Here is a 22,431-nt window from a genome sequence, read left to right on the forward strand (position 1 = left end):
GGGTGCAAGAACACGAGCCCTGTGAATGGTGGCCGGTCGTAGAGCCAGTCGCGATTAACTGGAAAGGTTTTGCAACGCGACTTGCTTCTAGGCCGCCGTTTCCAGCTGTCGCAAACGAGCGCGGAGCTCCGCTTCACCGATCAGGCCACCCTCTTCGTCTCTATACCCGATGGACCCCAGAACCTCTTCGCCCTGCCACTTGAGTTCAATGGCGCGCCGTTCCGGCTTTCGAGCGAATTCGGCTATGAAGCGATTGATCCGGGTGAGCAGGCCGAGACTGGATGAGGCCGCGGAAACCACGGCGGCGTAGTAATAGGGCTGGCCGTGCAGGTTCCCCGGCAGCACGTCGATCTTGCCGTGCCAACGGCTCTCGGGCGCGGTCGCGGCCCAGTGGAAGATCGGCCGGTCTACGCAGAAGCCGTCCACGACCCCTTCCACCAGGGCGTCGTGAAGCCGGCTCTGGTCGTTGAAGGCGATCAGGTTTGCCAGACGGATGTGACCGCCGGGCTTTTCCCTGTTGTCCTCCCAGCGCACACCGGCAGCCTCCAGAACATCGAACGCCCCTGGATCGTTGATCACCCCGACCGACAATCCCTCGAGATCCCGCAAGCCCCCGATACGGCTGTCGCCGGCACGGCGGCAGAGGACGAAGGGGAGCCAGGTATAGGTCTCCGACCAGGCCACCCGATGAAAGCTGGGGCTCGGCGGCATCGCGCTCCAGACGACATCGACCGGCGCTTCCTCGTCCTTTCTCCCGAGATGCAGCAGTTCGGTCAGATCGCTCCATGGATGCTCGACGAACTCGCAGCGCACCCCGAGCCATGTCGCGAAAGCCTCCGCGTAGTCGACATCGAGCCCCTCCAGCCGGCCACCCGGTTTCTGCCGAAAGGACAGGCCGACAAAGGACGGCTCGATGCCGACCCGGAGAACCTTGCGCTTGCGGATCTCTTCGAGAAGATCGAACTCCTCGTCGAATGCGATATGCCTTTTCCGGCCCAGTCGGGCCATCTCGGTCAAAGCCGCTGCGGGCGTGTCGCAGGCCTGCGCGGTTGCCTTCGTGAGGTCGGACAGCCGGGACAGCTTGTTGTCGACCCGGACGATCGCCCTATCGCTCTCCTGCAACATTTCGCCAAGCAACAGCTGATGCCGGTCGAGTTCGGCGATCTGTCCACGCACGGTTTCCATCGAAGCCGCGATATCGGCAAGACTGTCGCCCATACCGCCGCCCAGGTCCGACAGGCGATTGGACAGGGTTTCGGATGTCTCGACCAGCGCGTCGGACACCGCCGACAGATCGAGACGTTTGTTGGCCTCTTCCGCGGCCGCCGCGCTCCGGTCGGCCAACTGCCCGACCTCGTTCGCCACTACGGCAAACCCGCGGCCGGCCTCGCCGGCGCGGGCCGCCTCGATCCGGGCGTTGAGGGAGAGCAAGCGGGTCTCCTGAGCGATATCGATGATCGCCTTCAACACATCGCGGGTGTTGACAGAGGCGGCGTCGATCTCCTTGCGAAGCTGCTCGAGGCTCTGCGCCGTTTGCCGGTTGATATCGCCGATATCCGTCTCGGCCTGCGCGGAACAGTCCGTGACCTTAGCCGTTGCGCCGTTGATCTCCGTCACCGCAACTTCGAACAGGCGGTAGAGATTGCCCGACCGCGCCCGGATTTCCCCGATCTGCCGGCGCAGGTCGCGGAAACTGGTCCCGCAATAGACGAGAAGATCCAGGGAACGCTGGCTTATGCCGGAGACGACCCTGAGAAGACTTGCAAGAGAATCGGCCATGAATCACCCCCTTGCGTGCAACAATGTTGGCCGCTCCAAAAAATTTAAAGCAAAAATAGTAGTTTCTTCTGCTGCAATTTCAGGCAGATTACCCTGCATTTACAGACTGTTAACTTGGGAACCCATCGACCCGGCAGAAGTCGGGTCTGGCAAGACAACCGGATAGATCCCTCCCCGCCTGGAACAGGCCCCGCCGTCTTGCCAAGCAGTTTTCCGGAAACCGTCAGTGCACCGCCAGATGAAACAGAGCGTTTCCTTTCCACTCAAGCGTGCCGCACTGAGCCTGTAAAACATTTAGTTCAGTCTTTAGCGCCAACCGTTAGATATCCTTAAATTTTACAGGTCTAGAATTACCGGATACAGGGCAAGCGCATGCGAAAGCCAAATGGCTTTCAAGATATTGGATTGGAAACGGCGTTGTTTTCTAACCTAATAAATGCCCTGATCATGAATTCCGACCCGTTCTTGGAAATGCGGGAGGAGCTTTCGCTTATCGGCCAGTATTTCAGGGAGAACCCACCCGAGCTCGTTGTTGGCAGCGGGGCGATGTTCTACCTGCCGGGCTTCTGGCGCGATCCCATTCAGCGGGAAATTTTCAAGTCGAAGAACTATTTCGACTTCGACGAACTGCGCACGCTGGACCGCTATGTCCCGGACGAAGCCGTCATCCTGGACATCGGCGCGAACATCGGAAACCACAGTCTTTACTGGGGCGTGGAACGCGAGGCTCTGCGCATCCATGCTTTCGAACCTTCCGAAAACAGGTTCCGGCTCCTGGAAAAGATCGTTGAGGCCAATCAGCTCCAGGACTGCGTCAAGCTGCACAATCTCGGCGTTGCAGGGGAGCCGGGACGTGCCAGCTGCCTGCCGGCGAACAGGAAAACCGGCACATCGACACGTCTGCGAAAAGATGAGGCTGGCCCGATACGGTTGCTGCCCCTGGATTCCGTCGAACTCGACCTCGAATCCCTGGATCTTATCAAGGTCGACGCTGATGGTTTCGAGCTGGAGGCCCTGGCCGGAGCTCGCGACACGATTGAAAAATTCTCGCCGGCAATCGTCGTCAGAGCGGTTGGACTGGCCCTACCCAAGGTCGACCATTTTCTGAGCGAGCTGAATTATCGGCGAGAGGAAAATATCGGCTGGTCGACCTATGTTTACACACGAGCGGTTAAAGCGCCCGAAACCGACGCTCCCGACGAGACCGGTGCAACCCGGCTTGCGGTGGCAAGCACATGATGCGTGCGGTGGATCGGCAGCCTTGTCGATCAGCAGAAGACCATACGTTCAGTTCGACACAAATGTGCAGCGCCCGACATCGCGCGGACGGAGACGGCCAGCCTTGAGATCGCTTAACTGAGCTGCATCCGTTTTGGTGACGCCCTGATGCTTATGATAGGCTTCGCGGTCGACTTTCAGCATTCGGCCGGAAGTCGGAATAAGAATCACCATCCCCGTTTCGCCGACATAGGTAACTCCACCCCTTGCCTGGCAGAAAATCCGCTTTCCATCACCTGATAAATACCACCCGGCCGATCCGGAAGCGCTTTGGGTCAAGCTTCCGGTTTTATAACCTTGGGATTTCAGAACTTCGTACCTGCTGGAGCTACCTCCAGCCGTCTGACAGGCTGCCAGAACGCAGGCAACCGCACCGAAGAAAATGCAATCATTGAATTGTTTAGGGAACAAGTAATGCCTCAAAAACTTTTAAATACGGGTCACCTTCCTGAACACAATCCATGGATGAATGAAATTACCTATTCATTCAACCGAAACCGCAAAAAAAGCGTCCGCTGCATCAGGGACCGGTTGTCGTCGGAGACAAGCGTGAGGATCGTCTCCCCGGCCTCCGTCCGGTGCACGGCAAGCGCTTCCATGTTGTCGATCTGGTAGCCGAAATCGGCCTCCAGAAGCAGTTCGCCCTCAAGCACCGCACCGGCCTTGATTTCCGCCGCCTCGAAACGGCGCAGGCGGAGGCCGATCAGGTCCATCAGATTGAAGCGGCGCTCCATCACGAGGAGGTCTCCGTCCGGCAGAAACGCGGCGTCGGTCGCATCGAACCGGTCATGACGGCGGATCCTGAAACGGCCCGTGCCATCGGGGCCAAGAATGAAACCGCTCAGATCGTGCAGATCGCTCGGCGCGCTCTCCGCAATCGCCAGCAGCTTGCCCGCCAGAGCCCCCCCGGCGGGCGCCGCCGCAAGGGATTCCAGGCCCTTGTTGAGCGGCAGATCGCGAATGTCCTTAGGCAGCGCCAGTTCACCCTTCATCCTCTCGGTGCCGGTTTTCAGAGGCCAGGGATAGCGGTAGACCGTGTTTCTTTTTTCCGCGCTCACGTAAAGGCCCGACGCCGCCAGGGTCAGGGCCTCGGTATCGTGCCCCCAGCGCGCCTTGAGCGTTTTTCCGTCGGCGCCCAGGAGCGGAGCGTATCTGAGGTTCGAAATTCCGAGCGGCTTTCCGTCCGTCGTTTGCTCGACGTCGCCCGCGACCCAATGCCCGTTGTCTGTCACGGCGAGAAAACCGTTGCCGTCCTCAAGACTGATCAGGCCGGAGAGGCCGCCCACCTGCCGGTCGGAGGCGAGAAGCTCCAGACCGCCGAGAAAGGTCAGCTTTCCGAACCGCGTGTCGTCATGGCCGATGCGGAAAGTCTCGATCGGTCTCGTCCGGACCCGGACCGTCTTGCCGTCGGCAAGGATGCTTTCGGCTAAGGCGCTCACCGGGTACACGAAAAGGGCGATGGCGCCGATCACGGCCGCAAGATATCGCCCGAGACGGCTGCAAAGGAAAGAGCGTCCCACGGTCAGGATCTTATCGTCACCTGTGCGCCGCGCGGCGGCGACCGCGCGTATTGAACGGCTGTTGCACCACTTCGTCGTCGAACAGATCGGCCAGCTGATCGGTCATGGCGCCCGCGAGCTCCTCCGCATCCACGATGGTGACGGCCCGACGGTAGTAGCGGGTCACGTCGTGACCGATGCCTATGGCGATCAGCTCCACCGGCGAACGGGTCTCGATCTCCTCGATCACGTAGCGCAGATGCCGTTCCAGATAATTGCCCGGGTTGACCGACAGAGTCGTGTCGTCGACAGGCGCACCGTCGGAGATCATCATCAGGATGCGCCGCTGCTCGGGTCTCGCCAGCAGGCGCTCATGCGCCCAGAGCAGGGCCTCGCCGTCGATGTTTTCCTTCAGGAGCCCTTCGCGCATCATCAGGCCGAGATTGCGCCGCGCGCGCCGCCACGGCGCGTCGGCGGACTTGTAGATAATGTGGCGCAGGTCATTCAGGCGGCCCGGCGTCGGCGGTTTGCCTGCGCCAATCCAGCTCTCCCGCGACTGACCGCCTTTCCAGGCCTTGGTGGTGAACCCGAGGATCTCCACCTTCACCCCGCAGCGCTCCAGCGTGCGGGCCAGGATATCGGCACAGGTGGCGGCGACCGTGATCGGCCTGCCGCGCATGGACCCGGAATTGTCGAGCAGCAGCGTTACCACGGTGTCGCGGAAATTCGTGTCGCGTTCCTGCTTGAAGGCCAGCGGCGACATCGGATCGGTGACCGCCCGGGTGAGGCGGGCCGTGTCCAGAAGCCCTTCCTCGAGATCGAAATCCCAGGAGCGGTTCTGCTGCGCCATCAGCTTGCGCTGCAACCGGTTGGCAAGCCGTGCGACCGCCCCCTGCAGATGGGTGAGCTGCTTGTCCAGAAAGCCGCGCAGCCGGTCCAGCTCCGCCGTATCGCACAGCTCTTCCGCTGTGACCGTCTCGTCGAACTGGAGAGTGAAGACCCGGTAATCCGTTTCCGGGCGGTTGGAAAAAGGCAGATCCTGACGCTGCCGGTCGCCCGGCTCCTCGGACTCCTCGTCCATGTCCTGATCGGCGAAATCCTCCATGTCCGCCTCGGCGGCTTCCGTATCGCCGCTGTCCTGCTCCTCGCCGGACAGTTCCATTTCCTGAGGCGCGGCTTCCTGGTCGCCACCATCTTCTTCGTTGTCGTCGCCGGCTTCCGCTTCGTCGTTGTTGCCCTGATCCTCGTTCTGTTCCGGATCGGTGTCCTCGTCGTGGTCGCCGAGTTCGTCGGCCATGTCGAGGGATTTCAGGACATCCCGCAGGCGTTCCGCGAACTGGGTCTGGTCCTCGACCTCCGCCTCGAGCCTGTCGAGGTCGGCGCCGGCCTTGTCCTCGATCCAGCCGCGCCACATGTCGACGAGCTTCTTCGCGCTTTCCGGAGGTTCGGACCCGGTCAGCCGCTCGCGCACCATCAGCGAGAGCGCGTCCTGAAGCGGCGCTTCCTCCCGGCTGGAGATATCCGGCGCGCCGGACTTGCGGAACCGGTCGTCGAGCATCACCGCCAGATTGTCAGCGACGCCCTGCATTCTCCGGGCGCCGACGGCCTCGCAGCGGGCCTGCTCCACGGCTTCGAAAATGGCCCGGGCATCCGGGCCCTGGGGCATGTTGCGGGCGTGAACCGCCTTGTCGTGGCAGGCAATGCGCAGAGCCATGGAATCAGACAGCCCGCGCGTGACCGCCACATCGCGCGGTGAGAGCTTGCGCGGCGGTTCCGGCAGGCGCGCCGATTGCCCGGACAGGCCCGGGCGATCGCCGGAAAAGACAACCTCCAGCTCCGGCTCTCCGGATATGGCCCGCATGGTTCCGGTCACCGACTGCTTGAACGGTTCGGTGGTTGGAGCGGGCTTGTTGCCCGGAAGTGAATTGCTGCCCGGCCGCGCCACGGTTCGACCCTCAGCTCATGACGACGTTGACGGCGGATTCCGGAAGCTCTTCCCCGAAACAGCGCTGATAGAATTCAGCCACGAGGGACTGCTCCATGTCGTCGCATTTGTTCAGGAAGGTCAGGCGGAACGAGAAGCCGACATCGCCGAAAATATCGGCGTTTTCGGCCCAGGTGATGACCGTGCGCGGGCTCATCACCGTGGACAGGTCGCCATTGACGAAGGCATTCCGGGTCATGTCCGCGAGCCGCACCATCTTGGAAACGGTGTTGCGGCCTTCGTCGGTCTGGAAGTGTTTCGCCTTGGCCAGGACGATGTCGACCTCGTTGTCATGCGGCAGGTAGTTCAGCGTGGTGACGATCGACCAGCGGTCCATCTGGGCCTGGTTGATCTGCTGCGTGCCGTGATAAAGCCCGGAGGTATCGCCGAGGCCGACCGTGTTGGCGGTCGCGAACAGCCGGAACGCGGCATGGGGACGGATCACCCGGCTCTGGTCGAGAAGCGTCAGGCGGCCGGAGGATTCGAGAATGCGCTGGATCACGAACATCACGTCCGGACGGCCGGCGTCATATTCGTCGAAGACCAGCGCGACATTGTGCTGATAGGCCCAGGGCAGGATACCGTCCTTGAATTCGGTGACCTGCTTGCCGTCCTTGAGAACGATGGCATCCTTGCCGACAAGGTCGATACGCGAAATATGGCTGTCCAGGTTGACGCGGATACAGGGCCAGTTGAGACGCGCCGCCACCTGCTCGATGTGCGTCGATTTGCCCGTGCCGTGATAGCCGGTCACCATCACGCGCCGGTTGTGCGCGAAGCCCGCAAGGATCGCCAGGGTGGTCGCCCGGTCGAAAAGATAGTCCTCGTCACGTTCCGGCACATGCTCAGACGGGGCCGAGAAGGCCGGAACCTTGAGGTTGGACTTGAAGCCAAACACCTCTTCAACGGAAATCTCAATGTCCGGCATGGCCATGGCCGCGGTCGTCGTCTCAGTCATCAGTCCTCCGCTATCCCGGTGCTTTGCCGGGAAGGGTCGTTTGGAAACTGCGGACAGGGATCTATCCGCTCAGGGTGTGAACTCTATAGAAATCCGGCTTTCTTCAGGACGTTATAGGCCTGAATGATTTCCCGCAGGCGGTCTTCGGAAGACCTGTCGCCGCCATTGGCATCCGGATGGTTCAATTTTACAAGCTCCTTATAACGCGCTTTGATTTCGTCGCCACGCGCCGTGTAAGGCAGATTGAGCACATCCAGGGACCGTTTTTCAAGCGTTAGAAGCTTTCTTTGCCGCGGACGCCGCACCTGCTCGTTCCGCCGCTGCGCGTTGGAGCGCATGTTCGCACGGGCGTCGAAGCCGTCCGGACCGTTCGCCGCCTGCCGGTTCACACCCATCTTCCAGGTCGGCCGGTGCCCTGTGAGGCTGTCCTTCTGGTAGGACCGGACGTCATCGTCCTCCATCCCCACGAAGTAATTGTAAGACTTGTTGTATTCCCGCACATGGTCGACGCAGAAATTGAAATACTCGCCCTCCCGGTCGCGCCCCTTCGGCGCCCGGTGCATGCCCGGCCGATTGCATCCGGGGTAATCGCAAACCGGATGCCGGTCCTGCTCAACCCGCTCCTTGTCCGGTTTGACCCGGATGCTGTCGAATATTTTTGAATCCAGTTTCATCCTGCCGAATATCGAATTCCCTGGGCCAGCGGGCAAGCCGAGGCGCGTTGCATTGTTTCGGTGTCCAAAGTTAATTTGCCCGGATCGCCTTCTGAAACCGGGAAGCCCGGAATAGTATCAGGCACAAAGTACCGAGAACAGACTTGACCTTTCAAAACACGGGGCTACGTGGAAATCATGAGCATGAGACAAACCATCGCCGACAAGCTGACCGCCGCTTACGCCCCTTCGGTCCTGAACGTCATTGACGAGTCCGACCGGCATGCCGGCCACGGCGGCTGGCGCGAGGGCGGGGAAACCCACTTTCGCGTGCAGATCGCTTCAAGCGCCTTCGAGGGCATGAACCGTCTGGCGCGCCACCGGGCGATCAACGATCTGCTTGCGGAGGAACTGGCCAACGGCGTCCACGCGCTTGCCCTGGAAATCCGCTCCGACAGCGAACCGGATCCGCGCGCGGCCTGAAGCTGTCAAGACGGCGCGGGAGCGCTCGCGCGGGCCGGTTCCGCGCCTGCAACGGGACGTGTCGGTCCGAGAGGCATGATCCTGAGCCTGGTGATCCGGTTCTTTTCCCGGCGCAGCACCGTGAAGCGAAAGCCGTGAAAGGTGAAGATCTGGCGCTCCTCGGGGATCATGCGCGCCTCGTGAATGACCAGCCCGGCGATCGTTGTCGCCTCGTCGTCCGGCAGGCTCCAGTCGGCGGCCCTGTTGAGGTCCCGGATCGGCACGGACCCGTCCACGATCATGGAGCCGTCGGCCTGCGGCCGGAGGCCTTCGAGGTCCAGGTCGTGCTCGTCGGCGATCTCGCCGACAATCTCCTCAAGAATGTCCTCCAGCGTCACCAGCCCCATCACCTCGCCGTATTCGTCCACGACGAGCGCGAAATGGGCCTTGTGCCGCAGAAAGGCATTGAGCTGATCCTGCAGGCTGGTCGTATCCGGCACAAACCAGGCCGGCGCCGCGATGTCCAGAATATCGATCTTGCCCGCGTCGCCACCGGCTGCGTGAAGGGCGCGCAGAAGATCCTTGGCGTGAAGCACGCCGACGAAATTGTCGCTTTTCTCGCGCCACAACGGCAGGCGGGTGTAGGGCGAGGCCAGCGCCGCGTCGACCAGCTTGGCCGGCTCCTCGTCGACATTGAGCGCGACCATGTTGGTCCGGTGAACCATGACGTCGGAAACCTCGAGCTCCGCGAGATCCAGAAGACCGCCGAGCCTGTCCCGCTCGCCTTTCTCAAGACCGCCTTCGATGTGCTGCAGATCGACCGCGCCACGCAATTCCTCATGGGCCGAAAGCCCGGACGTATCGTCCCCCACATTGACGCCGACCAGACGCAGAAGGATTCGAACGATCCATTCCACACCGACCACCACCGGCCCGAAGACGCCGACGACGACGCGTACCACCGGAGACACCCTCAGCGCGAACTGTTCCGGATTGGAGATCGCCCAGGTTTTTGGCAGGACTTCCGCAAAAATCAGCACCAGCGCGGTCATGACCAGGGTCGCCAGGGCGACACCGGCCTCGCCGAACAGGTTCAGAAACACGCTGGTCGCCAGCGCGGAGGCCAGGATGTTGACAAGATTGTTGCCAAGCAGCAGCGCGCCGATCAGCCGCTCGCGCGAGGCGATCAGGCGGCTCACGACGCGCGCGCGCCAGTCGCCCTTTTTCTCCAGATGGTGCATCCGCGCCCGCGAGGCCGCGGTCAGCGCGGTTTCCGAACCGGAAAAGAACCCCGACAGGAACAAGAGCAGGATGATGGCGGCGATCGCCAGCCAGAGAGCCGTGTCCGTCATGCCTGAAGTTTCTCCTTGAGGAAGTCGGCGACCAGCGCGGGATCGACGCCCTTTTCGACAAAGGCCTCGCCGATGCCGCGGGTCAGAATGAAGGTCAGCGCGCCCCGGCTGACCTTCTTGTCCTGTGCGATGATGTCCATGAAGGTATCGGCAGGCGGCAGCTGCCCCGGAATGTCCTGGATCCGGACCGGCAGGCCGACATCGCTCAGATGCCTGTGCACGCGTTCGACGGTCTCTCCGCCAACCAGCCCCAGACGCTCGGAGAATTCGTGCGCCAGCATCATGCCGATAGCGACCCCCTCACCGTGAACGAGACGCTCGGTTTCATAGGAAACGGCCGATTCCAGCGCGTGTCCGAAGGTATGGCCGAGATTGAGGAGCGCGCGCTTGCCCGATTCCAGTTCGTCGGCGGCAACAACATCCGCCTTGGCCTGGCAGGAACGGGCGACCGCTTCGTCGCGCTCCGGCCCGCCGTCGAAGACCGCCTTCCAGTTCTGCTCGAGCCAGGCGAAGAACGCCGCGTCGCCCAGAAGGCCGTATTTCGCGACCTCGGCGTATCCCGCGCGGAAATCGCGAAGCGGGAGCGTGTCGAGAATGGCGGTATCGGCCAGAACCAGCGCAGGCTGGTAGAAAGCGCCGATCAGGTTCTTGCCGTAGCGCGTGTTGATGCCGGTCTTGCCACCGACCGAGCTGTCAACCTGCGCCAGCAGGGTTGTCGGTACTTGCACGAAGGCCATGCCCCGGCGGACGCTGGCCGCGACGAAGCCGGCCAGATCGCCCGTCACCCCACCGCCCAGTGCAACCACCGCGTCGCCCCGCTCGAGCCTTGCGCCAAGCACCTCGTTGCACAGCCGTTCGAATTCGGAGAAACACTTGGTACTTTCGCCCGGCGGCACGGTCAGAACCGTGTGTTGCAGACCGGCCGCATCGAGGCTCGCCGAAATCCGATCCATATGCAGCGCAGCGACGGTTTCGTCGGCGACGATCGCCAGACGCGCATCCGGCAGAACGCAAGCGATCTCGGCGCCGGCGCCGCCGGTCAGTCCGCGCCCGATCTTGATGTCATAGCTGCGCGCACCCAGGTCGACCCGGACATTCTGCAATTGGGAAGCTGTTTCGGTTACGGCCGTGTCTGTCATGTGTCGTTTCTTGAATCAGGAACTCAGGGTCTGCGGGGCGAAGTCCCCCGCCTCTTGAAGCAGATGATCCGCAAGCGTGGCGAGGATCTCGTCCACCACCACATCATGCGGCACCTCCTTGGAAACCACGGTCAATTCCGCCTTGGCATAAACCGGTTCCCGGTCGGCCATCAGTTTGCGCATCGTGCCTTCCGGATCCGGCGTTTGCAGCAAGGGACGGGTCGTACGCCTGCGCACGCGCGCCATGGCCGTCTGGAAATCCACCTTGAGCCAGATGGACAGACCGTGCGCGGCGATTTCCGCACGGGTCGCCGTGCTCATGAAGGCGCCTCCGCCCGTGGCCAGAACCAGAGGCCCCTCGCGCAAGAGCCGGGCAATCACCCGCTCTTCGCCGCTGCGAAAATAGGGTTCGCCATGCGCTGCGAAAATCTCCGCGATCGACATGTTGGCGGCCCGCTCTATCTCGGAATCCGCGTCGACGAAATCAAGCCCCAGACGCTGCGCCAAACGCTTGCCGATCGTCGACTTGCCGCAGCCCATGATGCCGACCAGCACGATCGAGCGCTCCCCGAGGCTTCGCACCAGGCGGGCAACATCCACATGCTTCGCTCTCCGGCCCGCGGAACTCTCCGGCAGGGGCCGTTTGTTTTCATCTCCTGTCATGGGCGCGTTTTAGCATATTCGCAAAAAAAGACACGGGGGATGTCCGGCAAGTCGACACCCGACAGGAACCTGCCGCGAAAATCAGGCCCCGGAGACCGAGAGCCGGCTCAGCGTTCTTTGAACGAGCGGCGTCTCCGGCCTGCAGCCGGGGCCTGAAAACGCCGCCCGCGCCATCGCCAGACCGGTTTCGATCGCGGTTTCGTCGCTGGTCTCTCGCAGATAGCCGTGAAGAAAGCCCGCGCAGAAGGCATCGCCTCCGCCCGACCGGTCCTGGATGTCCGCCGGCCTCGGCGCCACACGCACCACGGCGTCCGGACGATAGCTCGTGACGGAGGTTCCCGCCCGGGTCACCACCAGATGGTAGGACCGTTCAACTCCGTCCCGCGCCAGGAGGTCCTCCACCGGCGCATTGTCCGTCGCCCGGGCCAGCTCATCGTGATTCGTGAAGCACAAATCCAGACCGGAGACCATTTCCGGATCGTATGTTCCGTTCATATCCGTGGAAACAGATCGTCCGGAGAGTTCGTTCGGCCGGCCTTGCGCGAACAGCAGACGGAATACGGCGGGGGAGACATGGACATGTTCGAACCGGGAAAAATCGATCCGCTCGATCAGGTCATGCCACAACCGTCCCGACGCCGGCTGCCCGCCGCAGATCATGCTTTTGTCCGCTCCGATGCTGAAGATCGAGGCGACCGAAAGACCGCCTTCGGGATCGCTCGTAGAGAGAGAGACATCCACTCCGGCTCCCGCCAGGCAGTCGAGAGCAAAACGGGACAGGGGGTCCTGTCCGACAACGGTCGCGAAATGCACCTCGTGACCGAGGCGGGCGAGCCAATGAGCGGTATTCGCCGGGGAGCCGCCCCCGGACACGACGAGGCCGTCCGTGGGAAGCTTCTCATGCGGCCCGGGCAACCGCGGGACCCGGTAAAGGATGTCGAGCCCGGTGTTTCCGACGACGAGTATTCTGCTCATCTGTCCGCCTGACCCGTGAATGCCGCCATCACGTAGCGCTGCGCGGAAACGAAGACGACGATTGTCGGCAGGGCGGACAGCAGCGCCACCGCCATCGCGGGCCCCCAAAGCGGCTCCACGTCGTCGATCGAGGAGAAATACTTGATCCCGACCGCGAGCGTTTGTTTGTCCTGGGAATCGAGCACCAGCAGGGACCAGAGATAGATGTTCCACGCGCCCATGAAACTGATCACGGAAAGCGAAGCGATCGGCGACAGCACATTCGGAACGCCGAAATGCAGAAGCTGGCGGAAAGGGCCCGCGCCATCCATTCGAGCGGCCTCGAACATCGCGCCCGGCAATTGCCGGAACGCCTGGCGCATGAAGAAGACATAAAAGCCGATATAGGCAATCGACGGCACGATGACCGCGGTGAGCGTGTCGTACCAGCCGATGAGGGAGATCCCGACGTAAAGCGGCACGATGCCGATGGCTGTCGGAAACGTGAGCGTGGCAACGACGGTCCAGAACAGCACGTTTCGGAACTTGAACCGCATGTGAGCGAACGCAAATCCGGCGGGGACCGCGATCAGCATCTTTCCAAGCGTCACAAGACCGGCCACGACAATCGAATTCCACAGCCAGGCGCCCACGGGATAGCGGCGGAAAGCGTCCGTGAAATTGCTCAGCGTGGGATCGTCCGGCCAGAACCGGAACGCCTTGCTCAAGATGAGATCGTTCGGCGTGAAAGCCGTGGTCACCATCCAGAACAGCGGAAACACGGAAAAGAGCGCGACGGCGGCGAGAATCAGGTGCGAGAACAGCGCCGGCCCGGCCGCGCCCGGCATGTCAGCTTTCATAATGGACCCTCCTCTCGAACATCCGGACTTGCGCCCAGGTCACGATCAGGACGAGAAGAATGATCAGCACGGCGGAGGCGCTGGCCTGCCCGAACTGGAAAAACCTCAGGCCCCGCTCGAACATGTAATAGAGAACGTTAGTCGACTGACCGAAGGGACCGCCTTCCGTGAGCACGTCGATCGTCGCGGCGATATCGTCGAGAACGCTCATTGTCGTGGTTACGGCGACAAAAAAGAACGTGGGTGAGATCAACGGCAGTTCGACGGTCCAGAACGCCCGCCAGGACCCTGCCCCGTCGAGCTTCGCCGCTTCCATGACCGACCCCGGCACGCTGGCGAGTGCGGCGGCGAACAGGAGCATGTTCAAGCCGAAATTTTTCCAGAAACTGACGATGACGACGCACCACAACGCCAGGGACGGGTCGGAATACCAGCGGCTGGGGGCGAGACCGAACCAACCGAGCAGCGTATTGAAAAACCCGTTTGTCGGGTCGAACAGCCAAAGCCATGCCATCCCGGCGGTGGAATAGGCCAGCATCGTCGGCAGAAAAAGCGCCGCCTTGTAGGCGTTGGCGAGAAACGGTTTCCGGATGCGCAGAATGAGCGTCGCCAAAGCCAGAGGCACTGCGATCTGGGCTGGAATGAGAACCGCGCAGTAAAGAACTGTGTTCAGGAGCGCCGTTTGAAACTGGGGATCGCGCAGGATGACACGGTAATTGTCCAGACCGACGAATTTCATGTCCGGACTGATGAAGTTCCAGTCGGAGACGGAAAGGACGCCGGAAAAGACAACGGGTGCGTAAAGAAAGACCAGCACGAAAAGGATAGCTGGCCCCACCAGAATATAGGGGGCCAGCACCTTCAGCGTCGCACGCAGGGCAATCTGCATTCGAATTGGCTCAACCTGCCGAAATCAGCTGGGACAGTTCGGATTGAGCCTGGGCCATGGCCTGCTCGGGCGTGTCGACGCCTTCCAGAACGCGGGCAACCTTTTCGCGCCAGACGCTTTGACCTTCAAGACCGCGCTTGCCGGGCCAGATGGTCTCCGACGTCAGGCCGGCTTCGAGCTGGGCGACGGCCGCCGTCTGAAGCGGCTGAAGCGGAATGTCATGGACCGACGTGTTCAGGTAACCGACTTCCGACCAGATCAGCTGACCTTCGGGGGACGCGCAGAACTTGAGAAAGTCCATCGAGGCCTGGGCCAGTTCCTGCTCGCGTGCGTAGACTGCCAGGAAGTTGCCCCCGGAGTTCATGTTGCGCTTTCCGTCGAGGCTCGGGAACATGACGTCCTTGAACTCGATGTCGGAAGCCGCCGCCGTCGAAGCACGCGACGAGGACGTGGCGCAAATCGCGATATTGCCGGCGAACATTGCCTTTGCCTGCCCGCCGTAGTCCAGGTTCTTCCAGGCGCCGGACTTGACCGGTTCTGCGAAGGCCTTCATGCCGCGAATGGCTGCCGGGCTGTCGCAGACAACCGTTTCGCCATCCAGGATGAAGCCGCCCGCGTTCTGGACGTAGGCCTGCGAGGTCCATTCGTTGTTGGACAGGTCAAGCGCCGAACGGTAGGTCGGATGGCCCTTGCCACCGAGCGCCTTTTCGATCGTGTTGGCCTGCTCGAGCAGCCAGGCGTGATCGATGTCGAGCGGGATGTTTTCGTCCAGACCCGCCTCGCGCCACAGGTCCATATTGATCCAGGTTACCGGCGTGGACATGGCCCAGGGCAGGCCGATCAGCGCATTGTCGATGTTCACCAGCGAGCGGACGGACGGCTTGAACTGGGTAATGATCTCCTCGGCACTGGCCTCGTCGATGTCGAAGAAATCGCGTGCGCCAAGCGTGCGTTTGGCGAAATAGCCGAATTTCCAGCCGGTGATCATCATTTCCACCGGGTGGCCGGAAGCGATGGAGGCCATGGCCTTTGTGGCCATCTGCTCATAGTTTCCGTCGAAACGGTTGACGACCTTCACGCCCGTGCCCTTGGCGTTGTAGGCATCCACAACCTTCTGGAACGGACGATCCGAGCCCCAGGGGCTGGAGATCGTGATCGTCACGTCGTTGGCGAAAGCCCGGATGGGAAGAATGGACGCGGCGGCGAGGCCGGCGGCACCCATGGTGAAATTGCGGCGGTTAATATTGAATTCGGTCATTTCCGTCGTCTCCGAGGGGGAATGAGAACAAGGCTTGCTGTATACACAGCAGATGACCCGCCTGATTTAGCAAGTGCGTTTGATACATTTGTGTCAGTGATCTGGCAGATCGATGAAGATTGCCCCCCGCGATCGCCCACGGCCTTCGCGCTTGAGAGAGCCGCCGGGAATGTCCTAATACCAAGCGGCATTGCCCTTCGCTCGACTGACCGCCTTCCCGGGCCGGACCGACGAAGGAAGACCGCGCATGGGAAAGGACACTTTGTGAACGTCGACCAACGATTGCTTCGCCTGGCGCGCCAGCCCTATGCGGACAAACACACACAGTCCATCTGGATGCAGATCTACGACCGGCTGGGGGAGGCCGTTGAATCCGGCCTGTTGCCCGAAGGATCCCGTTTGCCCGGGGAAGACGATCTGGCGTCCATGTTCGGCGTGACGCGGGTGACCCTGAGGCGGGCTCTTTCCCTGCTGCAACATGAAGGCCGCCTCGTTTCCCGCAAAGGTGTCGGCGTGTTCGTCAGGTCGATCTCGGTTCGCTACGAGGTCAGGGAGACCGAGGCATTCAACATGGCCTTGAACGGCGCGGATTCCAGAATGGACGCCCTGTCGCTTGTTCGTAAGCCGGCCAGCGCGGACGCCGCCGAAGCCCTCGGCCTCAAGTCGGGAGAGGAAGTGACGGAAGTCCGCTTCATCCAGCACGCGCAATCGACGCCCTACTATTACGCCGTCAAGGAATTTCCGGTCTCGGTGATGCCGGAGTTCGCCCGGGACTATGAGAAGACCGGCTCCATTCTGGGCGCTTACGCGGCCGCCGGCATCGAGTCCTATCTGCGCACAGAAACCCGCATCACCGGAGATTTTGCCACGGAGGAAGAGGCCGACCTGTTGCACATTTCCCGCCAGGCCCCGGTGCTGCGGTCCCGCTCCGTCAACGAGGACAACACCGGCCGCGCCATCGAGTACAATCGCGGCTGCTGGCCGATGCTCAGCGTCGAGCTTGTCTTCAACAACAAAACACCCTTTGCCTGAGGCAACGCCTTGAGTCACCTTGCGCCCCAACCATGCAATTGGAACAATCCGGCTATCGATTCGCCGACCGGAGATACGCCGTGCCGACACTGACCCGCCTGCTGCTCGTGCTCATTTTGCTGGGTGGCCTCGGGTATGGCGCGATCTACGCCCTGGCGAACCTCGTCGAACCGCGCAAGCACGAGATCACAATCCGCGTAAAGAAGGACGGCTTTGGGCGTTAGGGTGCAATGGCGACCGGCTTCGACCTGGAAAATTTTCTGGAAATGCTCTCCGCCGAACGGGGCGCGGCGGAAAACACGCTTGCCGGCTACCGCCGGGATCTTGAGGACTTTTCAGGCTTTCTCGGCAAGACGAAACTTGCCGCAGCCACCTCGGAGCACATTTCCGCCTATATGAGCGACCTGACGCGGCGCGGTTTTGCCGAAAGCTCCCAGGCAAGACGTCTCTCCGCAGTCAGGCAGTTCTATAAATTCCTGTATGCAGAAGGCAACCGGGAGGACGACCCGACGCGAACGTTGTCGGCTCCGAAAAAGCGGGGCAGCCTGCCGAAGGTGCTCACCATGGAGGACGTCGACCGGCTGATCACCACCGCGCAAAACGAGTCGGAGAAGCCGCAGAAAACGCCGGCCGCGCGATTGCGCGCCCAGCGCATGTACACGCTGATCGAGGTCTTGTACGCGACGGGCCTGCGCGTTTCCGAACTCGTGTCCCTGCCCGTTTCCGCCGCGCTGAGAGACGCCCGCCTGATCGAAATCAGGGGCAAGGGCGGCAAGGAACGTCTCGTTCCGCTTTCCCCTGCCGCCCAGGCCGCCATGAAGGATTATGTCGGATTGCGCAAGGCCGAGGGCGCTTTTGAAAGAAGCCCGTGGCTGTTCCCCTCCCACGGAGACAGCGGCCACCTGACGCGGCAGCATTTCGGGCGGGAGCTGAAAGATCTGGCGATCCTGGCAGGTCTTGACGCCGCGAAGGTCTCGCCGCATGTGCTCCGCCATGCCTTCGCTTCGCACCTCCTGCAAAACGGCGCGGACCTGCGCGTGGTGCAGCAGCTTCTGGGACATGCGGATATCTCCACCACCCAGATCTATACCCATGTCCTGGACGAGCGCTTACGCGAGCTGGTGGAAAGCACCCATCCCCTGGCGCGGAAGTAACCGTGTTTCAAAGCCTCCACGAGGCCTGAAACAAGCTCTATTGCACCGCAGCAAACACCGCCCTACACTCCGCTGCCTAAAATTTTAGCATCGGACCCCGATACATGCTCCTGCCTGCTGGCGACTACGACACGCTGAGAACCCGTTTCCGCTGGGACATTCCGGACACCTACAACATCGCGGAAGCCGTCAGCGACATTTGGGCAAGCCGCGAGCCGGAACGGCTCGCCATCCGTCATATCCTGGCCGATGGCTCCCGGCAGGACTGGAGCTTCCTGGCCGTGAACCGGGCCGCAAACCGTCTTGCCAACGCGTTCCGGGAGATGGGCGTCAGAACGGGAGACAGGATTGCGCTTCTCCTCCCCCAGATCCCGCAAACCGCCATTGCCCATATCGCCGCCTACAAGATCGGTGCGGTCGCGGTTCCGCTCGCAGCCCTCTTCGGGCTGGAAGCCCTGCGCTACCGGCTGCAGGATTCCGGCGCCAGCGCCCTGGTGACGGACACCGCCGGCCTTGCAAAGCTGAGCGAAATCCGTGACAGCCTGCCAGGCCTCGGCCTCGTCGTTTCCGTGGACGGACCGGAAACGGGCGTTGCCTCCTTCGACGGTCTCCTGGCCGCAGCTTCGGACCGGTTCGATACGCTGAAAACCTCTCCGGACGATCCGGCGCTGATGATTTACACCTCCGGCACGACCGGCCAGCCCAAGGGCGTTCTGCACGGTCACAGGGTCCTCCTGGGCCACATGCCGGGGATTGAACTCTCCCAGAACTTCCTGGGCCAAGAGGGCGACCTGCTCTGGACGCCGGCCGACTGGGCCTGGGCCGGCGGGCTTTTGAACGCGCTCTTTCCCGCCCTTTCCCTCGGTGTGCCGGTGGTTTCGCACGCGGCGCGCAAATTCGATCCGGAATTCGCCTTCCAGCTTCTGGAACGGGAAGGCATCCGCAACGCCTTCATACCGCCGACGGCCTTGAAAATGCTGCGCTCGGTCGAAACGCCTGGAAGCCGGCACAAGCTGAACTGGCGCAGCGTCGGCTCCGCCGGCGAGGCCCTGGGACGGGAAACCTATGACTGGTTCGCCGAGGAATTCGGCTTTCCGGTGAACGAGTTCTACGGCCAGACCGAATGCAACGCGGTCCTCGGCTCCGCCGCGGCGATTGGCGTCAGCCGGTCCGGCGCCATCGGCAAGGCCATCCCCGGCCACGAGGTCGCCATCGTCGATGGCGAGGGCAATCCGCTGCCCCCGGACACCCTCGGCCAGATCGCCATCGCACGGCCGGACCCGGTCATGTTCCTGGAATACTGGAACAAGCCGGAGGGCACCCGGGAAAAATTTCTCGGGGACTGGATGATCACCGGCGACCAGGGCGTGATGGACGGTGACGGCTATGTCCACTTCGTCGGCCGCGACGACGATCTGATCACCTCGGCGAGCTACCGCATCGGTCCCGGTGAGATCGAGGACTGCCTTCTCAAGCATCCCGCCGTCGCGCTGGCCGCCGCCATCGGCAAGCCCGACCCCCTGCGCACGGAAATCGTCAAGGCCTATGTCGTCCTCAAACCGGGTGAAAAGCCAGGCCAGGCGTTGGAGGATGACATCAGGAGGTTTGTCCGCGACGGCCTGTCGGCCCATGAATATCCGCGCGAAATCGAGTTCGTGGGATCCCTGCCCATGACCACCACGGGAAAGATCATCCGTCGCGAATTGCGCGACAGGGAAACCGCGGCAGCCCCGGAACTGAAATAGACTATGCGGTCTTCAAGCGATCTCTGAGCGATCGCGCTGCCGAACGCAGGAACCGTTCCGCCGCCATGTCCGCAAGGCAAAGGTCTTGCCGGAGTTTGGCCGCGGCTCCGAAGGCGACCAGCAGCATCCCTGTCTCCAGTCGGCCGCGCCAGAGCGGCTCGATCATCGAATGGCCCGGAATGGCAAGCGAATCCGCCAGGCTGAACCCCGGGATCTCCAGGTTCTTCCGGAAGGTTTCCAGCACAAGCTGGGCACCCGGAGAATAGCGGGCATAGTCTTCGTCGAAGGCTATTTTCCAGGCAAAAACCGACCCGCGCTCGCTGAAGAGAACCAGAGCGGCGACAAGCTTGTCACCCGCCCACAACCGGTCGATCCGCAGGGCGTTTCTTTCGGCACTGTTCGCGATGGCCTGCCGGGCGAACGCAGCGGTTTCGGGCCGGCTTTTCAAGGCGGTGCCGCTACGCCCCTTCCAGCCGGCGGCTTCCAGGTCCAGAAACGTCTCGAAACCTTCGCGGGCGCTCGCCCCCTGAAGACTTTCGAACCGCGTTTCACCGTGTTCGCCAAGACGGCGCAGAAGACGGTTCATCTCCTTTCGGCGCTTGCCGCTGAAAGCCGTCTTGAACTGCTCCTCTCCTTGTCGTCCGCCAGTGTGGCAGGCCCGTTCGGATTGAGCGGTCACGACGATCCGTCCGCCCCCCGCCTCGAGCATTCTCTGCGCGGTTTCGGAAGTCAGCGGAAGATAGGGAACGGCCAGAACCTTTCCCGGACCGGCAGCCGCCTTCAGGAAAAGCTCGGGCGTTTCCGGCCCGGCCTCCGGGTGCAGCAAAGGTGTGCCGAGCGGGCTGTAGTCCGTCGCCCATGCCGTCTGAACCGGCAAGGCGAGCCCCAGCCGGCGGCGGCCGACGGGAGCCGCCATCCGCCACTCTCCGGTCGTCTTGTTCCGGACGGCAATCAGCCGGACGCTCTCGCCGTTCATTTCCTTCAGCAAGGGGCGCAGGAAGGAAGGCGAGAAAAAGGGGTTCGGATCGAGAGAGACCTCGCTTAGGCCCTGCCAGGCATCGAGCGGAAGCGCGCCGTCAAGCGGCTTCAGACAGCAAACCTCCAGCTCAGGGCTTTCAAGACTATCCAATCCGGCGATCCCTCGGTGTCAGCAACGACGACAGCACGAAAGTGGAGACACCCAGCTTGCGCCGGGCGGCCAGCGAGAGCGACGTGGCCTCGAAGATGATCGCGCAGCTTGTGGCGATTGCGGCGCCGGCAAGGCCGAGAAAGGGAATCAGAAGCAGATTGAAGACGACATTCAGTCCGAAGGTGACCGCATAGATGCCCGCACAGACCTTCTGGTGACCGGTCATGGTCAGCAACGCATCGGCCGGTCCGACGGAAGCACGCGCCAGGACGCCGATCATCAGAAGAGCAATCAGCGGAAAACCGCTTTCGAAACCGGAGCCGAAGAGGCGCAGGAGCAGAGGCGCGATCAGGAGCAATCCGGCGCCGACCGCCACGGACGGCCAGAACGTCCAGTGGGCCGCCATGCGCGCATAGCTCGCGAGACCGTCCGAATCCTTGCTCTGGGCGAATTTGGAGAACCGGTGCGCGGAGGCGGCCCGGACGGCGAAATAGACGAAATGCACCAGCGCCAGCGTTTTTGAAGCGGCGAAATAGACGGCCACCTCATCCGGATCGCGAAACAGGCTGACCATGATGACATCGGCGCTGGTGAGAAGCTGCAGGAAGCCTTCCACCATGAGCATCGGCATCGAAACGATCACCCAGGACCTCAACTCGATCCTGCGCGGCCCCGCCGGGATGACCGGAGCCAGCCGGCGTCCGAGATGCCCGTGCTGATAGGCGGCAACGAGAACGGTGGCGGACACGGCAGCGGTTACCGCGGTCAGCGCATTTGCCTGAAACCCCGCCAGAACGGCCGCAACCAGCAGAAAAAGGATCGTCAGCGGCCGCCAGATATAGGTCGGCAGCATCGCAAGCGAAATCCAGTCGAAACTGCGTGCGATGCCGTCCTGAACCTGACCGAACGAAAAGAAAGGCAGAGCCAGAAGAACGACGCTCAGCGGCAGGACATAGAACGGGTCGATGACCGGCCGGAACAAAAAGACAAGGCCGATCCCGGTCAGGGCGATCGCCGCGCCAAGGCCGAAGGCCGTCAGCCGGCCCGCGAACAGAAACCCCCTCAAGCCGCTCAGATCGCCCGATTGCCGGTATTCGGGAACGAACCGGCTCACCGATGTCGAAAAACCGCCACAGGACATCGCGCCCAGCACGATGACGAACGTCCAGGCAACGGAATAGACCCCGTAGTCATGCGCGCCCAGAAGCCGGGCCAGGACGATCTGCGAGAGATAGGCGAGCGCGGCACCCGCGATGCGCACCGCGAAAGTCGACAAGGCCATTCGGCTGGCCGCGCTGCCGTCCGTGCCGTCTCCCTTCAGAAACGCGATGACACGCTCGAGGGACAGGCCGCCCATCTGCGGCCAGGCAGCATCTTGCAACCGTTTTGTCCAGGAGGCGGCAGTGAAACGCACGAATGAGACCCTTGTGAGTAAAGTTCCGTATTTATGACCCCATGGGACTTAACATTCCGTGGCTTTTTGCGGGCGCCGGTCCAGACAACCTCGCGTGAACGGCACAATGCCTCGCCCTCTCCGCGGTTCCGGGACGATCGTATTTTTGCCGGTTTGCGGATCAGGCGGAGCGGCCGGGCACATCATCAACCATGAGTTGATTTACGATACGGCACAAAAACCACACGAA

Annotated in this window: 21 protein-coding genes; 6 read left to right on the top strand and 15 right to left on the bottom strand. The window is 62.2% G+C overall.

The window, feature by feature from the left end; all coding sequences use genetic code 11:
• Positions 1–87: 87 nt before the first annotated feature.
• Complete coding sequence (locus JF539_RS28090; protein WP_207144366.1) at positions 88–1,779, bottom strand: methyl-accepting chemotaxis protein; 1,692 nt, start codon at positions 1,777–1,779, stop codon at positions 88–90.
• Between the two features lie 417 nt (positions 1,780–2,196).
• Between JF539_RS28090 and JF539_RS27195 the strand changes: the two genes are divergently transcribed.
• The gene (locus JF539_RS27195) at positions 2,197–3,018 is read left to right on the top strand and encodes an FkbM family methyltransferase (protein ID WP_207144367.1); all 822 of its coding nucleotides are present in this window, start codon (positions 2,197–2,199) and stop codon (positions 3,016–3,018) included.
• Between the two features lie 48 nt (positions 3,019–3,066).
• On the opposite strand, the gene JF539_RS27200 is transcribed toward JF539_RS27195, so the two are convergent.
• From JF539_RS27200 to JF539_RS27220, 5 genes are all read right to left on the bottom strand, one after another.
• Complete coding sequence (locus JF539_RS27200; protein ID WP_207144368.1) at positions 3,067–3,468, bottom strand: hypothetical protein; 402 nt, start codon at positions 3,466–3,468, stop codon at positions 3,067–3,069.
• A gap of 68 nt (positions 3,469–3,536) precedes the next feature.
• A complete protein-coding gene (locus tag JF539_RS27205; protein WP_207144369.1) occupies positions 3,537–4,577 on the bottom strand; it encodes an esterase-like activity of phytase family protein in 1,041 nt (346 codons plus the stop codon).
• 16 nt (positions 4,578–4,593) lie between these two features.
• Complete coding sequence (cobT, locus tag JF539_RS27210; protein ID WP_207144370.1) at positions 4,594–6,501, bottom strand: cobaltochelatase subunit CobT; 1,908 nt, start codon at positions 6,499–6,501, stop codon at positions 4,594–4,596.
• 10 nt (positions 6,502–6,511) lie between these two features.
• On the bottom strand, positions 6,512–7,498 hold the full coding sequence (gene cobS / locus JF539_RS27215) for a cobaltochelatase subunit CobS (RefSeq protein ID WP_207144371.1): 987 nt from the start codon (positions 7,496–7,498) through the stop codon (positions 6,512–6,514).
• A gap of 83 nt (positions 7,499–7,581) precedes the next feature.
• Positions 7,582–8,172, bottom strand: coding sequence for a DnaJ domain-containing protein (locus tag JF539_RS27220; RefSeq protein WP_207144372.1), 591 nt, complete (start codon positions 8,170–8,172; stop codon positions 7,582–7,584).
• A gap of 177 nt (positions 8,173–8,349) precedes the next feature.
• Here JF539_RS27220 and JF539_RS27225 point away from each other — a divergent pair, with 177 nt between their 5' ends.
• A complete protein-coding gene (locus JF539_RS27225; protein WP_207144373.1) occupies positions 8,350–8,634 on the top strand; it encodes a BolA family protein in 285 nt (94 codons plus the stop codon).
• Positions 8,635–8,639: 5 nt separating this feature from the next.
• Here the strand turns inward: JF539_RS27225 and JF539_RS27230 are convergent, their stop codons facing one another.
• From JF539_RS27230 to JF539_RS27260, 7 genes are all read right to left on the bottom strand, one after another.
• Positions 8,640–9,965: an HlyC/CorC family transporter gene (locus tag JF539_RS27230; RefSeq protein ID WP_207144374.1), complete on the bottom strand. Its 1,326-nt coding sequence runs from the start codon at positions 9,963–9,965 to the stop codon at positions 8,640–8,642.
• On the bottom strand, positions 9,962–11,104 hold the full coding sequence (gene aroB / locus JF539_RS27815; RefSeq protein WP_207144375.1) for a 3-dehydroquinate synthase: 1,143 nt from the start codon (positions 11,102–11,104) through the stop codon (positions 9,962–9,964). The genes JF539_RS27230 and aroB overlap by 4 nt, the downstream gene beginning before the upstream one ends.
• 15 nt (positions 11,105–11,119) lie before the next feature.
• The gene (locus tag JF539_RS27820) at positions 11,120–11,767 is read right to left on the bottom strand and encodes a shikimate kinase (protein WP_207144376.1); all 648 of its coding nucleotides are present in this window, start codon (positions 11,765–11,767) and stop codon (positions 11,120–11,122) included.
• Positions 11,768–11,848: 81 nt separating this feature from the next.
• A complete protein-coding gene (locus JF539_RS27245) occupies positions 11,849–12,742 on the bottom strand; it encodes a carbohydrate kinase family protein (protein ID WP_207144377.1) in 894 nt (297 codons plus the stop codon).
• A complete protein-coding gene (locus JF539_RS27250; protein WP_207144378.1) occupies positions 12,739–13,581 on the bottom strand; it encodes a carbohydrate ABC transporter permease in 843 nt (280 codons plus the stop codon). The genes JF539_RS27245 and JF539_RS27250 overlap by 4 nt, the downstream gene beginning before the upstream one ends.
• Entirely contained in the window at positions 13,571–14,470 is a 900-nt protein-coding gene (locus JF539_RS27255) for a carbohydrate ABC transporter permease (protein ID WP_207144379.1), read from the bottom strand. The genes JF539_RS27250 and JF539_RS27255 overlap by 11 nt, the downstream gene beginning before the upstream one ends.
• A gap of 10 nt (positions 14,471–14,480) precedes the next feature.
• Positions 14,481–15,728, bottom strand: coding sequence for an extracellular solute-binding protein (locus JF539_RS27260; RefSeq protein ID WP_207144380.1), 1,248 nt, complete (start codon positions 15,726–15,728; stop codon positions 14,481–14,483).
• 264 nt (positions 15,729–15,992) lie between these two features.
• On the opposite strand from JF539_RS27260, the gene JF539_RS27265 reads away from it, so the two are divergent.
• The 4 genes from JF539_RS27265 to JF539_RS27280 all read left to right on the top strand — a co-directional run bounded on the left by JF539_RS27265 (position 15,993) and on the right by JF539_RS27280 (position 19,659).
• Entirely contained in the window at positions 15,993–16,760 is a 768-nt protein-coding gene (locus tag JF539_RS27265) for a GntR family transcriptional regulator (protein WP_207144381.1), read from the top strand.
• 32 nt (positions 16,761–16,792) lie between these two features.
• Positions 16,793–16,984 carry a hypothetical protein gene (locus tag JF539_RS27270; RefSeq protein ID WP_207144420.1) on the top strand — a complete coding sequence of 64 codons (192 nt, stop codon included), beginning with the start codon at positions 16,793–16,795 and terminating at the stop codon, positions 16,982–16,984.
• A gap of 6 nt (positions 16,985–16,990) precedes the next feature.
• Positions 16,991–17,914, top strand: a complete 924-nt coding sequence (gene xerD, locus JF539_RS27275) for a site-specific tyrosine recombinase XerD (protein ID WP_207144382.1) — start codon at positions 16,991–16,993, stop codon at positions 17,912–17,914.
• Positions 17,915–18,018: 104 nt separating this feature from the next.
• Positions 18,019–19,659, top strand: a complete 1,641-nt coding sequence (locus JF539_RS27280) for an AMP-binding protein (RefSeq protein WP_207144383.1) — start codon at positions 18,019–18,021, stop codon at positions 19,657–19,659.
• A gap of 1 nt (position 19,660) precedes the next feature.
• Here the strand turns inward: JF539_RS27280 and JF539_RS27285 are convergent, their stop codons facing one another.
• Both JF539_RS27285 and JF539_RS27290 read right to left on the bottom strand, forming a co-directional pair.
• A complete protein-coding gene (locus JF539_RS27285; protein ID WP_207144384.1) occupies positions 19,661–20,788 on the bottom strand; it encodes a GNAT family N-acetyltransferase in 1,128 nt (375 codons plus the stop codon).
• Complete coding sequence (locus JF539_RS27290) at positions 20,781–22,169, bottom strand: oligosaccharide flippase family protein (protein ID WP_209017632.1); 1,389 nt, start codon at positions 22,167–22,169, stop codon at positions 20,781–20,783. Before JF539_RS27290 ends, JF539_RS27285 begins: the two co-directional genes overlap by 8 nt.
• Positions 22,170–22,431 lie beyond the last annotated feature (262 nt).

The sequence above is a fragment of the Roseibium aggregatum genome, from assembly GCF_017309185.1.
GTDB lineage: Bacteria > Pseudomonadota > Alphaproteobacteria > Rhizobiales > Stappiaceae > Roseibium > Roseibium aggregatum_B.

Excerpts from the sequence above, each read along its gene's own strand:
- JF539_RS27225 (WP_207144373.1), top strand. The coding sequence starts at position 8,350 with ATGAGCATGAGACAAACCATCGCCGACAAGCTGACCGCCGCTTACGCC.
- JF539_RS27260 (WP_207144380.1), bottom strand. The coding sequence starts at position 15,728 with ATGACCGAATTCAATATTAACCGCCGCAATTTCACCATGGGTGCCGCC.
- JF539_RS27230 (WP_207144374.1), bottom strand. The coding sequence starts at position 9,965 with ATGACGGACACGGCTCTCTGGCTGGCGATCGCCGCCATCATCCTGCTC.
- JF539_RS27245 (WP_207144377.1), bottom strand. The coding sequence starts at position 12,742 with ATGAGCAGAATACTCGTCGTCGGAAACACCGGGCTCGACATCCTTTAC.
- JF539_RS27220 (WP_207144372.1), bottom strand. The coding sequence starts at position 8,172 with ATGAAACTGGATTCAAAAATATTCGACAGCATCCGGGTCAAACCGGAC.
- JF539_RS27255 (WP_207144379.1), bottom strand. The coding sequence starts at position 14,470 with ATGCAGATTGCCCTGCGTGCGACGCTGAAGGTGCTGGCCCCCTATATT.
- JF539_RS27250 (WP_207144378.1), bottom strand. The coding sequence starts at position 13,581 with ATGAAAGCTGACATGCCGGGCGCGGCCGGGCCGGCGCTGTTCTCGCAC.
- cobS (WP_207144371.1), bottom strand. The coding sequence starts at position 7,498 with ATGACTGAGACGACGACCGCGGCCATGGCCATGCCGGACATTGAGATT.
- JF539_RS27280 (WP_207144383.1), top strand. The coding sequence starts at position 18,019 with ATGCTCCTGCCTGCTGGCGACTACGACACGCTGAGAACCCGTTTCCGC.
- JF539_RS27270 (WP_207144420.1), top strand. The coding sequence starts at position 16,793 with ATGCAATTGGAACAATCCGGCTATCGATTCGCCGACCGGAGATACGCC.
- JF539_RS27820 (WP_207144376.1), bottom strand. The coding sequence starts at position 11,767 with ATGACAGGAGATGAAAACAAACGGCCCCTGCCGGAGAGTTCCGCGGGC.
- xerD (WP_207144382.1), top strand. The coding sequence starts at position 16,991 with ATGGCGACCGGCTTCGACCTGGAAAATTTTCTGGAAATGCTCTCCGCC.
- aroB (WP_207144375.1), bottom strand. The coding sequence starts at position 11,104 with ATGACAGACACGGCCGTAACCGAAACAGCTTCCCAATTGCAGAATGTC.
- JF539_RS28090 (WP_207144366.1), bottom strand. The coding sequence starts at position 1,779 with ATGGCCGATTCTCTTGCAAGTCTTCTCAGGGTCGTCTCCGGCATAAGC.